Origin of the sequence: Pseudomonas sp. CM27, from assembly GCF_013179515.1 — a bacterium.
GTDB lineage: Bacteria > Pseudomonadota > Gammaproteobacteria > Pseudomonadales > Pseudomonadaceae > Aquipseudomonas.
Map to the genome: position 1 here is coordinate 17,038 of NZ_JABMCN010000006.1, position 13,195 is coordinate 30,232.

The following is a 13,195-nucleotide window of genomic DNA, read 5'->3' on the forward strand; positions in this document are numbered from 1 at the left end:
CAAACACCGACCGGCGGTCAGCCCTGGCTGAACAGCACCCGTTTGAAGGCCTCGGCAGCCAGGTGCACTTGCACCGCCCAATCGCCCGCCGCATCACTGCCGGCGTCATCGGAGATGTACTTCAGGCAGACCAGCGGAATGCCTTCGCTACGTGCGATCAACGCCAGCACATAGGCCTCCATGTCGACCACATCATAAGGCGCGTCACCATGGTTGATCTCGAAACTGTCCCCGCTGCCGCAGGTTTCCAGCGGCAAGCCCGGCACTGTCACGCCATGCTCCAACAGCACGGGGATATCCGATAACGGCGTCTCGTAGCGGGCGAAACCCAACGGCGTCACGTCCATGTCGCGCTGGACGAATCGGGTGCAACACACCACCTCGCCCTTGCCGTGGCGCAGGCTGCCGGCGGAACCGAGGTTGATGATGAGCCTGGGCCGGCGCGTAGCGATGGCCTTGGTCAGGGCGATGGCGGCATTGACCTTGCCGATGCCGGTGAACACGGTGTTCATCCCCGCGAACACACTGCCCGCTTCGGCCTCCAGGGCGAAGACAAAAAGCGTATCGGCCAACGAAATATCAGGGAATTGCTGGGCAAGGATCATGGTGCAGAACGTCCGGGTGGCTGGCAAAGGCGCCGCCATTGTCGTTCAACCCTCTGCGATTGCAAGTGCCGCGGTGTCATGGGGGCGCTGTTTACCACCCTCTTCCACCACCTGATCAACCACCCTGCGCAGCGCCTGATGCGCTGTGGCGCCGTTTGCGCGTGCACGTTCGAAACAGGCCAGCTGCCGGTCTGCGCTGGTGCCAGCGTCCAGCAGGCGGCGCGCATGCAGCAGGGAGCGCTCGGCATCTGCCGTATCGACCGGGAAAGCCTCGTGCAACTGGGCGAGCCAGCCCTGGGAAGACACCGCCTGTTGTTGCTGCTGGCCGATGAATGAGCCGTGGCGACCATGGCGCATGGCGCGCCAGTAGTTCTCCTGCGCTACCCAGCGCAGCTCCCGTGCCGGGGGCGCGCGGTCGAGCCCAGGATCGAGGTTGTGCTCCACCAGGTGCCGAAACAGCCCGGCGATGCACAGCGCATCCTCCAGGTCGGGGCAGGCATCACAGATGCGCAGTTCTACGGTCGGATAGGGTCGCGAGGGGCGGATCGCCCACCAGAAATCCCCGTCCTCGGCCAGTACACCGGTGCGCTGCAGCAACGCCCGGTAACTTTCGTAGGCGGGCCAGTCGGGCAATGGCTCAGGCAAGCCCATGTGCGGCCATTCAGCGCAAATCACCCTGCGGTAGCTCATGTAGCCTGTGTGCTGGCCGGTCCATAGCGGGGACGATGTGCTCAACACCAGCAGCAGCGGCAGCCAGGGTACCAACCGATTGATCAACTGCATCCGGTCGCATTCTGCCGGCACGCCCACATGCACATGCAGGCCGTTGAGCAAGCTGCGCCGCGCCACGTGCTGGTAGTCATCGAACAACTGCCGATAATGCGCCGATGCGGCGGGTTTCTGCCTGTGCCACTGGGCGAACGGATGGCTCGCGGCGCCATACAGGCCCATGCCTTCCTGGGCCACGGCTGCGGCCAGGCGCTGGCGGCCCTGGGCGAAGAATTCCCGCGCCTGGTCAAGGTTGCCGAACACCGGGGAAGCCACCTCGATCTGGCTGCGGAACATCTCCTGGACAAAGTGCTTGCCTAGCGCATCGCGGCAACGCTTGGTCACGCCCAGCGCCGGGGTCACCGGCACCCGACCAGTGGCCAGGTCGATCAACAGGTACTCTTCTTCGATGCCGAAGGTGCACGACCTGGCCATAGTCGGATTACCCGTTACGGGTGACGGTAAGCGCCACGGCCGCAATGCGTTCCACGTGCTCGTAGCCACGCTCATCCAGTTGCTCGCCGAAAACATCCGGGTCGATTTCCCGGTATACCCACGACCATTCAGGCCCTGCCAGCCGCAGGCGGACCGCTTCCAACAGGGCATCCCGCCCTTCGACCATCGCGACCCCGGTGTACAGCAGCAGCGATCCGCCCGGGCTCAGCCGTTCGCGGGCTTGCTCGACGATGCGCAGCGAAAGCGCTGCGCCCAGTGATCCACCGCCATGCCGATAGGTGCGCTCGCTCAGGTCAAGCATATAGGGTGGGTTGGCCACGATCAGATCGAACGTGCCGGTAATGCCGTCAAGCAGGTCACTGGGCTCGACCGAAACATTGCTGACACCGGCCAGTGCTGCATTGATGGCGGTGTAGCGCAGCGCCAGCGGGTTGATGTCGACAGCGCTGACCTGAGCATGCTGCGCGGCCCGGGCAATCAGCAGTGCACCGACGCCGCTGCCGCAGCCGATGTCGACCGCATGCTCGACCCGCTGCGGGGTGCGTTGCAGGTGGTCATGGATGACCTGGGCGAAGCGGTAGCTGTCCGGGCCGAAAAACACTGCATCGCTGGCGTCGGTGGGGTATGCCGAGTGCACCAGTAGCAGGTCATCGAGGGTCGACCAGCGCACGGTACTATGCAGCAGTTGCCCGTGTTCGGTGACAAGATGGCCGCGCTGCAGTTGGCCCAGTTCATCAGCAGACAGCAAGGCTGGCGAGAACGGGCGGCTCCAGCCGAACACGTCGCGCAAGGTGCGGGCCTGTTCAGCCCCCTGGCGGCTGTTGACGCGGGCGTGGGTAGCGGGCGTGACACAGGTGAAACGGTAGCCGTCGGCGCGTAGGCGCTTGCCTAGCTGCAGTAATGCCCGGTCGGTTTCCAGATGTTGTGGGTCGAGCATCATCAGCAGGGTTGCTCCTGAATCAGGCCGGTGGCGCGCAGGTACGCGCGGGTCGCGATCAGACCCTCCGGTGCGGCATGGCGATTGCCGGCCATTTTCTCAATCAATGCATCGATATTTTCATCCTGCGACCTGCCGAGAGGTGCGTCCTCCGGCTGCACAGGAACATCCCAGCTGCCCGGCATGACGCGCCTGACCCGGGTTTGCCAGCCCGACGCGATCCAGTCGTGCCACAGCTGTTTCTCGTAAGCGTCGAATACGCCGTACATGGGTGCCGACGGCCCTTCGATCAACGCCCACCAACGGCTCTGGGCCGGCTGTTCGCCGCGGCGGATCCAGCCCTGGGCCTGCAGCGCCTGCAGAAACGCTGGCATGGCGCCCGGCTCGGCCAGCCACTGGTTGACGGTACGCTGCTGCAGGCGGCAGTGGTCCGAATGCATGAACTGGCCGAAATTGCGCTTGTGCTCAAGCGCCCGCAGCAGCTCGGCCTCCAGGTCGAAGCGGCTGATCAGGCTTGGCGTATCGACACCCAGGTCATTGAGGCGATAACCGAGCCTGACGCGCTCATAGAAGGCATGCTGATCGTGGGCGGGGCACAGTTGGCGCACTGCCTGGGTGGACAAGTGGGCATGACCGCTGGCAGCGTTATCGATAGTGACATGCAGCTGGAAGTACTGCCCATCGATGCCCAGCTCGGCCAGCTCGTAAGTGGTAATCAGCAGGTGCAACGGCGGTTGCTCGTAGCCGAGGTTGTAGCCGATCATCTCGGCAAGGAATGCGTCGCCGTGCTGCCCGAGCGCGAGCTGTATAGCACCCTGCAGGTAGCGTTCGTCCTCAAGTTCGGCCTGGCCTGGGCAGCCGATGCGGCTCATCAGCCGCTGATAGATCAGCACGTGGTTACAGCGCGGGTCGCCGCTGCCCAGTTCTTCCAGGTAGGTACGGATCAGGCCGTGGAAGCGCGGATCACCCCAGTGGCGCAAGGTGCTGTGTAGCCATGCACCGTCTACTGCCTTGGTGGGCGCCACTTGCTGGAGAAACCACAAGGCCTGGGCACGGTTGGCAAAATAGCGCCGTGGCGCGCCTTGTCGACGCTGCTGCAGATACGCCGCATAGGCTTCGGCCACCTGAGCGGCATGCTGGGCACTCCAGGCTTGCAACTGGGCGGGATCAGCTGGCAGGTCGTCCGGCAAGCGCCGAGCGTGCGCCAGCTGTTCGTTCAACCACGCGGCGCTGCTCGTGTCACGGCCTTCGAGCAGTTCGTGGTAACGAGCGTGAAGGCTGGGCACGGTCGCCAAGGCCTTACCCTTCACGGCGGTCTTGCAGGTCGTGACCGTCATGGCGTGTTCCTCATGCGCGTGTTATGGGCTGGTTTTCTGGCCTGGCATCGGCTCAGGGTCTGGCGCAGGTTGGGGAGCGGGTTTATCAGCGGGTTGCTGCATCTGCAGAGAAGGCTTGCTGGGATCGGAATCCTTGCCCGGGTGGTCGTTGTCGCGGTCGAAACAGCCGCCGACCAAGGTCAGGGCGCCTATCAGGACGATCAGGGGAGTCAGTCGCATAAGGAGCTCCTGCTTCAGAAAATCGCAGTGCCAGGTTGCCCTGGCACTGCGTAGCCTCACTTACGAACGGCCGCCCTTGCGGCTGGTATCGCTGCTTTGGCCGCCACCGGAATGCTGGCCGCCTTTGCGCCCTGCTTCGGAAGCTTTCTCGCGGTCATTGGCGAAGTTGCCTGGGTTCTTGCTACCACCCTGGCTGCCTTGTTGATTGCCGGTGCGGCTATTCTCTTTGTTGGCCATGGTCTCAAACCTCATATGACTTCGGAATGCACGGCTTTTTCGCCGTACACCTGTTCGGAGTTCCGGCATATGAAGGGATTCGGTTTATTGCGAAGCGTTCGGACCGGCGGCGTTAAATAAGCGGCGGCGCCATATTTGGTGCGCTTGTCAGTCGCGCAGCGGGCGTTCCAGGCAAGCCTGTCGGCGCCCTAGCCAACTCCCGGTAGCCGCCCAGCACAACGCAATCAGTGTGCCGGTCAGCATCGCCAGCTGCGGGTGTTCGGCCATCACGTCCAGCGCCCGCTTCAGCCAACCGCTCAAGGCATCGCCGCCGCGGTAGACCACAGTGTCGATGAAGTTCTTGGCCTTGTATTTGTCCTCGGCGGGCAGCACGGTGAACAGCATTTCGCGGCCTGGGCGCACCAGCGCGTACTCACCGGCGCGCCGTACCACCATCACCACCACGAATGCGCCGAACACGGGTGCCAGTGCCAGCCACAAGAAGCCAGCCGCCATTACCAGCGGTACCGCCACCAGCAATATGCCAACCCCCAGGCGCCGCGCCAGGCGGCCGGTAAGAAATACCTGGGTGATGATGGCCAGGGCCTGGACCACGCTGTCGATCAGGCCGAACACCTGCGTCTGTCGAGTGCGGTCAGTGAAGGTTTCGCTGACGATGCGCGCCTGCTCGAAATACAGGAAGGTGCTGACACTGGCCAGCAACACCACGAACAACGCGATGCCCAGCAGATACGGCGAGCGCAGCACGGCGGTAGCACCGGCAAACGGGTTGCCGCCCAGCGGCCGCGCGTCCGGGTGGCCGGCTTGCGTTGGCAATGGCTGGCGGGCACGCCAGCGCTGCAGGTACAGGGTCGCGCCGATGCTGCCGAGCAAAAAGGCGGCCGCCAGTAGCAGCAGCCCGGCATGCCCCAGTGGCGCCACCAGCAGCGTGCCCAGGATCGGGCCACTGAGCCCGCCAAGGCTGGCCCCGGCCGCCAGCAAGCCGAACAGGCGCTTGCCTTGCACAGTGGAGAACAGGTCGGCGAGCACGCTCCAGGCCAGCGAAATGGTCAGCAGGTTGAACACCGACAACCAGATATAGAAGGCCCGAGCGACCCACACATCGTCGGGCGCGCGGGCAAACAGCACGGCAAACAGCACAAGGTTGCTGGCGAAGAAGCCGTAAGTCCACGGCAGGATATGCCGGCGCTGCGCCCTGGACGCCAGCCACCCGAACAGCGGCAGGCACGCCAGGGTGGCGATGAAGGTGCCGGTGAACAGCCATTGCAGGTTGTCGACGCCACCGGCGACACCCATGGTTTCGCGCACCGGGCGCAGCATGAAATAGCCGGTGAACAGCAGGTAGAACAGCAGCAGGCCGGCGACGACCGCCGGCCCCTCGCCAGGCTGGATGTTCAGCCCTTGGTCCAGGCGCCGCCGCCAGGCCTGCATGGCGTCAGGCAAACAGCTTGATCAGCGCCTGTTGCTGCGCCTGGGTAAGCATCGGCTCATGGCCGGCCTTCAGCTGGTCGAGCTGGCGGTCGGGGCGGCTGGTGGCAGGAATGACCGTGGTCACCGCCGGGTGGCTGATGGCGAACTTGAGAAACAGCTGCGCCCAGCTGCCGATACCCGCGTCTGCAGCCCAGGCGGGCAAGGCCTGGTCCTTTACCTTGGCGAACAGGCGGCCATCGTCAAAGGCCCTGTTGATCAGCACCGCAATACCCTTGTCCTGGCACAGCGGCAGCAACTCGCGGGCGGCTTCGGGCGCGTTGACCGAGTAGTTGATTTGAATGAAGTCCAGCGGCTGGCTGCGGACGATGCTGGCGACCTCGTCCTGCCCACTGTTCAGGTAATGGGTGATGCCTACGTAGCGGGTCTTGCCCTGCTGCTTCAGTTCCTGGGCATAGGGCAGTTGCCGCTGCCAGTCGCGCAGGTTGTGGATCTGCAGCAGGTCGACCTTGTCGGTACGCAGGCTTTCGAGGCTACCAGCCCATTGCGCTTGCGCATCGGCGCGGCTGTTGGCGGCGATCTTGGTGGCAATGAAGCATTGCCGGTGCCAGCCGCCCTCCTCCAGCAATTGGCCAAGAATACGGTCGGCGCCGCCGTAGTTGGGTGAAGTGTCGATGACCCGCCCGCCGCCCTCGAAAAAGGCCTTGAGGACAGTTTTCAGCTGCTGGTACTGAGCCGAGCCGGCTTCCACTTCGAAACTGCCGGAGGTGCCGGCACCAATCACCGGCAGCGCCTCGCCGGTGGAAGGGACTTTGCGCGTCAGCAGCCCGGTCGGGGCAGCGGCGTGCAACCAAGGGCTCGCGGCAAGCAAACCCAAGGCGGCACCTGCGCGTAGGACATCACGACGTGCGTACATGGAAAAGCCCCCGTCATGAACCGGAAACTTTCAATGCTAGCCGCTCTGGCCTGCGTTGGCAGGTGTTTCTGTGTCTGGATGTTTAGTGATCAGCCCTGCAGCAGCTGGCTCAGGTCGACACCCGCCTCAGCGATCGGCGGGCACCAGTAATAGCCGCCGGTCAATGGCCGGCTGAAGCGGTAGAGGCCGTCAATGATCCCGTCTTCCAGTCCGCTCATGCGCCGCAATTGCACTTCGAACGCGTCGAAGCTGTGGCCCAGGGCGACGAAGGCCAGGCCAGCACCGCGTTGGTCGGCCCAGGCCACCGAGCGACGCACCATGAACGCCTCAGGTTCGAAGCTTTCCTGGGCGGTCCGCTTGACGTGGGCTGATTCGGGCGCGTCGTCCAGCTCCTCGTTGTCGCTCAGGCGACGGCCGATGATGTTGTCCTGGTCCGCCTGCGGCAGCGACTTGAAGTATTCCAGGTCATGCTTCCACAGCTGAAAGGCTGCAAAACTGGAGCCGTCTGCCGCAATGGCTGCCTGCACGGCGTCTTCGTCCACCGGGTTTTCGGTGCCATCCTCGTAGCCGGTCAGGTCATGGCCGCCACGGTGCAGGAAGGCATCAACACTGTCGGCCAGGCGCAGGGCCGGCGCCAGCAGCTGTTCCAGGGCCTGGGCACGCAGCAACAGATCGCCGCGCTCGTTGCCGCGCAGCCACAACCACAAGGCGTGCTGAGTGCTCGGGTTTTCCACGGCGGCATCCAGCTGCGGAAACGCACGCAGGCCCGGCACTTCGCGGCCCATGGCCTTGGCCAGCGGTGCTCCGACGCCCAGGATCAGCTGTACGCCATCGATCTGCGGCAGCAAGGCATCGAGAGCGGCAGGCAACGCCTCGGGCGACTGCAGGGTGAAGAACAGGTGACGGGCGTGCGCCGGCACCGGAGTGGCAAGCAGACCTTGCTGGAACGGCATGAAAGGCTAATCCTCGGTAAAAGCGGGAATGCTACTGTGCCTGCAGGCCTGCTGCAATGCGGCATGCGGGCGCGATGGCCGGTTTGCCGGTAACAAACAGTTACCAAGAGCTGGCTCTTTGCAATTAGCTATCAATCGAGGCCGTCCTACACTCGTCGGGATCCTTCGCCCAAGAGACACGCCCATGACCGCCTCGCCCTTGCTTACCGCGTTCCTGCCGCTTGCCCTGGGCATCATCATGCTCGGCCTTGGGTTGTCGCTGACCCTGGCCGACTTCGCCCGGGTGGTGAAGTATCCCAAGCCGGTGGTGATCGGCCTGGCCTGCCAGATTCTGCTGTTGCCGCTGGTATGCTTCCTGATCGCCAATGGCTTTGGCCTGGAATCGGCGCTGGCGGTGGGGCTGATGCTGCTGGCAGCATCACCGGGTGGCACCACGGCCAACCTGTTCAGCCACCTGGCCCATGGCGACGTGGCGCTGAACATCACCCTGACGGCCGTCAACTCGCTGATTGCGATCCTGACCATGCCGTTGCTGGTGAACCTGTCGCTGGGCTGGTTCATGGCATCGGACCAGGCCATCCCGTTGCAGTTTGGCAAGGTCATGCAGGTGTTTGCCATTGTCTTGCTGCCGGTGGCCCTGGGTATGCTGATTCGGCGTTTCGCCCCCGGCTTTGCGGGGCGCATGGAGAAACCGATGAAGCTGGTGGCGGCGCTGTTCCTGGCGTTCACCATTGTGCTGGCCCTGACCAAGGACTGGCAGACCGTGGCCGAGTACGCGCCGGTGGTGGGGCTGGCGGCGTTGCTGTTCAACCTGCTCAGCCTGGCAGTTGGCTACTTTGTACCGCGCCTGCTGAACATTCCCAAACGCCAGGCGATCGCCATCGGCATGGAGATCGGTATTCACAACGGCACCTTGGCGATTGCCCTGGCCTTGAGCCCTTCGCTGCTGAACAACCCGACCATGGCCGTGCCGGCGGCGCTGTACAGCTTGATCATGTTCTTTACTGCGGCGGGGTTTGGCTGGTGGGTGAGCCGCGGGCATGTGGCGGCGCGGGCTGAGGGGGAGACGGTGAATTGAGGGGAGGCCATGGTGCTTTTGCTGGCAGGTCATGGGGTTGCGGGGGATTGCATCAGGGCTGACAGGTGCTTGCCGCAGCAGTTGCAGCGCCTATGAGATCGAGCGCCGCCAGCGCGGCGCTTCGCGGGTGTCCGCCACCACATCTTCATCGCCTCTGAAACCGAGCGCCGCCCGCGCGGCGCTCGATCTCATAGGCGCTGCACCTCTTATGGCAAACGCCTTTCAGCCCGGATGCTATCCCTCTTGGAACATGCCCAACCAACAACCCCGCCCCAGCACAGCCACCTTCAGCCGCTCTTCCCGCGCAACTGCCGCTTCAACACCTTCAACGGCGGCGCGTAGAAAAAACCGAACGAAACACACCCGGTCCGCCCCTTCACCGCATGGTGCAACCGGTGCGCCCGGTGCAGGCGTTTGAGGTAACCGTTGACCGGCCGAAACTTGCGCGGCCAGTGCCGGTGGAAGAAACCGTCGTGGGCCACCACATACAGCACCCCATACCCCGCCACACCAGCGCCCACCCACTGCAACGGTGCATACCCCGCCTTGCCTGATGCCACCAGCGCGGTAGCGATCAGCCCCAGGGCCAGCAGATACAGGTCGTTGGTTTCGAGCATGCCCAGCTGTGGCTCATGGTGAGATCGATGCAGCCACCAGCCCCAACCATGCATGATGTATTTATGAGCCAGCGTGCCAACGCCCTCCATGGTCACCAGGGTGCCGAACAAGATGGCGAGATTGAACAGCATGGAACGGTCCAGGTGATGGCCAAGGAAAGTGCAAGGGTACCCACTGGCTGCGTTTTTTGCCATGCAGGCGTGCCGGCTGCAGGCCCTTTGCCGATGAAGCCATTGTCATCTTTTTACCCTTGACCTCGTCTGTCCCGGGGCGTAAGGTCCGCGACGCAATTTTGCTTCCCTGAACAGGAGACCTGCATTGGACAGTAGCCCCAGTCGCTTGCGACAGGCCCACGTGGCGCGCTAGCCTGGCAGTGTCCTGCACTGTCTGGCCGCAATGGCAAGACGGTGGTTTCTTGTAACCCCCCTCTTCTCTTCCCCTCCCCCGTGGTCCTGCGCATTTTCTGGTTTTTCAACCGCGCCACCTGATGGCGTACGTGCGGGCATTTGCCCGTGGAAGAGGTTTGCTATGGATTGGAAAGTATTTCTGCTGCGCGTCAGCATCGCCCTGATGTTGGGGGCGCTGATCGGTGCCGAGCGCCAACTGCGCCAACGCCTGACCGGACTGCGCACCAACGCGCTGGTCAGCACCGGTGCCTGCCTGTTCGTCCTCATGACCCAGGCGGTGCCAGGCATGCTCCCTGCCGACGCCTCGCGGGTTGCCGCGTATGTGGTCTCGGGCATCGGCTTTCTGGGTGGCGGTGTGATCATGCGCGACGGCTTCAACGTACGCGGCCTGAACACCGCCGCTACCTTGTGGTGCACGGCGGCGGTCGGCGTGCTGTGCAGCCTGGGGCTGCTGCTGGAGGCGGCACTGGGCAGCCTGGTGATTCTGTGCGCCAACATCCTGCTACGCGACATCGCCCAGCGCCTGGACCGACAGGACGTGGTGCCGGCCAGCGAAGTGGAACAGCACTTTGAAGTGCGCATCGTCTGCCGTGCCGAGGACGAGATCCAGGTTCGCAGCTTGATGCTGCATAGCCTGGCCGACCCTGAGCTGCGCCTGCAGTCGCTGCAAAGCGAAGACCTGGACAACCCGGCCCGCCTGGAAGTGCGCGCCGAGCTGCTGGGCACGGCGCAGGCACCGGGGCAACTGGAGCGGTTGGTCAGCCGGGTCAGCCTGGAGAAAGGTGTAAGCTCGGTGCGCTGGCAGCTGCAGCCACAGGTACTGGCAGCCGATTGAAACAACAGGACAGACGCATGCGCATTGGCCCTACCGTTGTGCACGACATCCAGTGGCTGCCCGGCATCAAGCGTTCGACAAGGATCTGGGTTGGCGGTTGTGCGGGGTTTTGCGCAACGAGCGGGACCAGCGGGCGCTGCGCCATGCGTCTTCAACTGGGGCTTCCTGCCTTAGGGCGCTACGCCAACCCCTGCATTTGCCGCTACGCAAAATCCATCCCGGCCCTGCCGCTTGGCCTGGTACAACGCGCCGTCGGCGGCCGCCATCAGCCTCTCGGCCGTCACCCCTTCCCGCGCCAGATCACCGACCGCAATCCCGGCACTGAACGACACGCGCCCCAGCGGGCTCCCGCCGTGCTCGAGCAACTGGCGCCGCAGCAATTGCTGCACTTCCACTACCAGCACCTCTGCCCCGTGTGTATCGGTATCGGGCAACAGTAGCGTGAACTCCTCTCCGCCATAGCGCACTGCCAGGTCTGCTGGCCGCTTCAGGGCCTGTTGCAAGACTTCAGCGAAGCGCCGCAGGCACTGGTCGCCCGCAGGATGCCCGTAAAGGTCGTTGTAGGCCTTGAAGTAATCCAGATCGAGCATCACCAATGCCACCGGGTAGCCCTGTCGCCGCGCACGCTTCAATTCTGCCTCGAACACCGCATCCAGGCGACGACGGTTTCCCAACCCGGTCAGGCTGTCGGTCAAGGCCAGCGCCTTCAGCGTCTGGTGCGCCTGGTGCAGCGCCCGCTCGATGGTTATTCGTTCGCGTAACTGGCGCAGCACCACCCCAGCAAATGCTGCCAGACCCAGCAACAAGAACAACAACACCGCCAGCGACTTGATGGCATCGTGGCGCCAGGGCGCGACGATGGATTCACGCGACAAGCCCGCTTCAACCACCAGCGGATAACTCGACAGCGCGCGGTAGGCGTATAGCCGAGCCGTCCCGTCTACCACCGCTACTGCCTCTGCTACCCCCTCCGCAGCGTAAGGCAAGTGGTTACGGAAGATCTCGCTGTTGGCCAGGCTTCGGCCTACCGCCGGCTCGACGAACGGGCGCCGCACCAGGATGGTCCCGTCACGCTTGGCCAGTACCAGCGCGCCGCGCTCGTCAATCTTGAAGTCGCCGTAATACTTCACGAACCATTGCACTTTGATGGTGCCCAGCAGGACGCCAGCGAAGCTGCCGTCGGGGTACTCCAGGCGCCTGGAAATGGGAATGATCAGGTCGCCCGTCGAGCGGCTGCGCACCACCGAACCGACCCGCACACCGCGGTCGGCATGGTCACGGTGATAGACAAAATAATCCCGGTCGGCATTGTTGGCATTGGCGGGGATAAGCGCCTGATCGGTAACGATCCAGTGGCCATCCGGGCCATACACGAACAGCCCGTGCAACTGCGGCATGATGCTTTTCTGCTTGGCCAGCAGTGCATGCAGCCGGGGCCGGTTGATGTGGTCGAAACCGTCGCCTTCAAGGCGCTCGGCCAACGTAGCGGTGATGGCGTCGACCTGGCGGATGGCGTCTTCGGCATGCTGGGCCGTGGCCCGGGCCAGGTTGGTGACGATGTTCTCGGCATTGCTGAAGGCGTGCCGGTAGTCGCGCCAGATACGCCAGCCTTCCACCAGGGCGAAGGCCAGCATCACCACCAGCATGAATGCCAATACCAGGCGGAACAACGCCACAGCGCGCCCCTCGCCGGCTACCGCGATAAGCCCGTCATCATCCTGTTTCCTGGCTGCGCACATTCAAATCCCTAGCCATACGGCATTTTGCCGCCTTTCACTATAGTTCAGGGCCGCCGGAGCGAAACCCGTCGCGAAAAAGATTAAACCTTTGCCTCCCCCGCACCCTCAACCGTACGCGACACTGACGTCGCGCCACGGTTTAAGGAGTGAAGCATGAGCAGTCTCTTCATCAAGCGCGTTGGTTTGTCCATGGTATTGGGCCTGGCATCGGTCCAGGCGATGGCAGCCAGTTCAGATGATTTTGTCGACGCGGCCACCGAAGCTGGCATTGCCGAGGTGGTAACCGGCAAGCTGGCCCTGGAAAAAAGCCAGGACGCCGAGATCAAGACATTCGCCCAGCAGATGGTCACCGACCACACCCAGGCCAACCAGAAACTCGGCGACATTGCCCGCAAGCTGGATATCTCAGTGCCCGATGAGGCGGCCATGACCGACAAGGTCAAGAAAATGATCCTGGAGTGGCGCGACGAGTCGTTCGACAAGTCTTACGTCAACAACCAGGTCGACGCCCACGAAAAAGCAGTGGAGCTGTTCAAGAAAGAAGCTGCTTCGTCCGACAAGGCGGAGCTGAAGGCCTTCGCCAGCGAGACCCTGCCGAAACTCGAAAAGCACCTGGAACACGCCAAAGCGCTTCAGACCAAGCACGGCAAGTGAGGCCCAGC

At 63.6% G+C, this 13,195-nt stretch carries 13 protein-coding genes and 1 pseudogene; 3 read left to right on the forward strand and 11 right to left on the reverse strand.

The window, feature by feature from the left end; genetic code table 11:
• Positions 1–17: 17 nt before the first annotated feature.
• The 9 genes and pseudogenes from HP547_RS01680 to HP547_RS01720 form a co-directional block, all read right to left on the reverse strand.
• Positions 18–605 carry a nucleosidase gene (locus HP547_RS01680; RefSeq protein ID WP_172227403.1) on the reverse strand — a complete coding sequence of 196 codons (588 nt, stop codon included), beginning with the start codon at positions 603–605 and terminating at the stop codon, positions 18–20.
• A gap of 45 nt (positions 606–650) precedes the next feature.
• Positions 651–1,808: a carboxylate-amine ligase gene (locus HP547_RS01685; RefSeq protein WP_172285352.1), complete on the reverse strand. Its 1,158-nt coding sequence runs from the start codon at positions 1,806–1,808 to the stop codon at positions 651–653.
• A gap of 7 nt (positions 1,809–1,815) precedes the next feature.
• Positions 1,816–2,769, reverse strand: a complete 954-nt coding sequence (locus tag HP547_RS01690) for a class I SAM-dependent methyltransferase (protein WP_172227400.1) — start codon at positions 2,767–2,769, stop codon at positions 1,816–1,818.
• Positions 2,769–4,103 carry an iron-containing redox enzyme family protein gene (locus HP547_RS01695; protein WP_172285353.1) on the reverse strand — a complete coding sequence of 445 codons (1,335 nt, stop codon included), beginning with the start codon at positions 4,101–4,103 and terminating at the stop codon, positions 2,769–2,771. The genes HP547_RS01690 and HP547_RS01695 overlap by 1 nt, the downstream gene beginning before the upstream one ends.
• Before the next feature lie 21 nt (positions 4,104–4,124).
• Positions 4,125–4,322, reverse strand: a complete 198-nt coding sequence (locus HP547_RS01700; RefSeq protein WP_172285354.1) for a hypothetical protein — start codon at positions 4,320–4,322, stop codon at positions 4,125–4,127.
• Between the two features lie 60 nt (positions 4,323–4,382).
• Positions 4,383–4,502, reverse strand: a pseudogene (locus tag HP547_RS01705) (KGG domain-containing protein); the annotation flags it as partial.
• Between the two features lie 204 nt (positions 4,503–4,706).
• Positions 4,707–5,990 (reverse strand): NTP/NDP exchange transporter, encoded by a 1,284-nt coding sequence (locus tag HP547_RS01710; protein ID WP_172285369.1) that lies wholly within the window; start codon positions 5,988–5,990, stop codon positions 4,707–4,709.
• 4 nt (positions 5,991–5,994) lie between these two features.
• The gene (locus tag HP547_RS01715; protein WP_172227392.1) at positions 5,995–6,903 is read right to left on the reverse strand and encodes an aldo/keto reductase; all 909 of its coding nucleotides are present in this window, start codon (positions 6,901–6,903) and stop codon (positions 5,995–5,997) included.
• 89 nt (positions 6,904–6,992) lie between these two features.
• Entirely contained in the window at positions 6,993–7,856 is an 864-nt protein-coding gene (locus HP547_RS01720) for a Dyp-type peroxidase (protein ID WP_172285355.1), read from the reverse strand.
• A gap of 184 nt (positions 7,857–8,040) precedes the next feature.
• On the opposite strand from HP547_RS01720, the gene HP547_RS01725 reads away from it, so the two are divergent.
• Entirely contained in the window at positions 8,041–8,934 is an 894-nt protein-coding gene (locus HP547_RS01725) for a bile acid:sodium symporter family protein (protein WP_172285356.1), read from the forward strand.
• A 287-nt stretch (positions 8,935–9,221) separates the two neighbouring features.
• Here HP547_RS01725 and HP547_RS01730 read toward each other — a convergent pair whose 3' ends face one another.
• Positions 9,222–9,683 (reverse strand): sterol desaturase family protein, encoded by a 462-nt coding sequence (locus HP547_RS01730; RefSeq protein ID WP_172285357.1) that lies wholly within the window; start codon positions 9,681–9,683, stop codon positions 9,222–9,224.
• Positions 9,684–10,080: 397 nt separating this feature from the next.
• Between HP547_RS01730 and HP547_RS01735 the strand changes: the two genes are divergently transcribed.
• Entirely contained in the window at positions 10,081–10,794 is a 714-nt protein-coding gene (locus HP547_RS01735; protein ID WP_172285358.1) for an MgtC/SapB family protein, read from the forward strand.
• 170 nt (positions 10,795–10,964) lie between these two features.
• Here the strand turns inward: HP547_RS01735 and HP547_RS01740 are convergent, their stop codons facing one another.
• Complete coding sequence (locus HP547_RS01740) at positions 10,965–12,533, reverse strand: sensor domain-containing diguanylate cyclase (RefSeq protein WP_172285359.1); 1,569 nt, start codon at positions 12,531–12,533, stop codon at positions 10,965–10,967.
• A 153-nt stretch (positions 12,534–12,686) separates the two neighbouring features.
• On the opposite strand from HP547_RS01740, the gene HP547_RS01745 reads away from it, so the two are divergent.
• Positions 12,687–13,187, forward strand: a complete 501-nt coding sequence (locus HP547_RS01745) for a DUF4142 domain-containing protein (protein WP_172229021.1) — start codon at positions 12,687–12,689, stop codon at positions 13,185–13,187.
• Positions 13,188–13,195 lie beyond the last annotated feature (8 nt).

Excerpts from the sequence above, each read along its gene's own strand:
- HP547_RS01680 (WP_172227403.1), bottom strand. The coding sequence starts at position 605 with ATGATCCTTGCCCAGCAATTCCCTGATATTTCGTTGGCCGATACGCTT.
- HP547_RS01685 (WP_172285352.1), bottom strand. The coding sequence starts at position 1,808 with ATGGCCAGGTCGTGCACCTTCGGCATCGAAGAAGAGTACCTGTTGATC.
- HP547_RS01690 (WP_172227400.1), bottom strand. The coding sequence starts at position 2,769 with ATGATGCTCGACCCACAACATCTGGAAACCGACCGGGCATTACTGCAG.
- HP547_RS01695 (WP_172285353.1), bottom strand. The coding sequence starts at position 4,103 with ATGACGGTCACGACCTGCAAGACCGCCGTGAAGGGTAAGGCCTTGGCG.
- HP547_RS01700 (WP_172285354.1), bottom strand. The coding sequence starts at position 4,322 with ATGCGACTGACTCCCCTGATCGTCCTGATAGGCGCCCTGACCTTGGTC.
- HP547_RS01710 (WP_172285369.1), bottom strand. The coding sequence starts at position 5,990 with ATGCAGGCCTGGCGGCGGCGCCTGGACCAAGGGCTGAACATCCAGCCT.
- HP547_RS01715 (WP_172227392.1), bottom strand. The coding sequence starts at position 6,903 with ATGTACGCACGTCGTGATGTCCTACGCGCAGGTGCCGCCTTGGGTTTG.
- HP547_RS01720 (WP_172285355.1), bottom strand. The coding sequence starts at position 7,856 with ATGCCGTTCCAGCAAGGTCTGCTTGCCACTCCGGTGCCGGCGCACGCC.
- HP547_RS01725 (WP_172285356.1), top strand. The coding sequence starts at position 8,041 with ATGACCGCCTCGCCCTTGCTTACCGCGTTCCTGCCGCTTGCCCTGGGC.
- HP547_RS01730 (WP_172285357.1), bottom strand. The coding sequence starts at position 9,683 with ATGCTGTTCAATCTCGCCATCTTGTTCGGCACCCTGGTGACCATGGAG.
- HP547_RS01735 (WP_172285358.1), top strand. The coding sequence starts at position 10,081 with ATGGATTGGAAAGTATTTCTGCTGCGCGTCAGCATCGCCCTGATGTTG.
- HP547_RS01740 (WP_172285359.1), bottom strand. The coding sequence starts at position 12,533 with ATGTGCGCAGCCAGGAAACAGGATGATGACGGGCTTATCGCGGTAGCC.
- HP547_RS01745 (WP_172229021.1), top strand. The coding sequence starts at position 12,687 with ATGAGCAGTCTCTTCATCAAGCGCGTTGGTTTGTCCATGGTATTGGGC.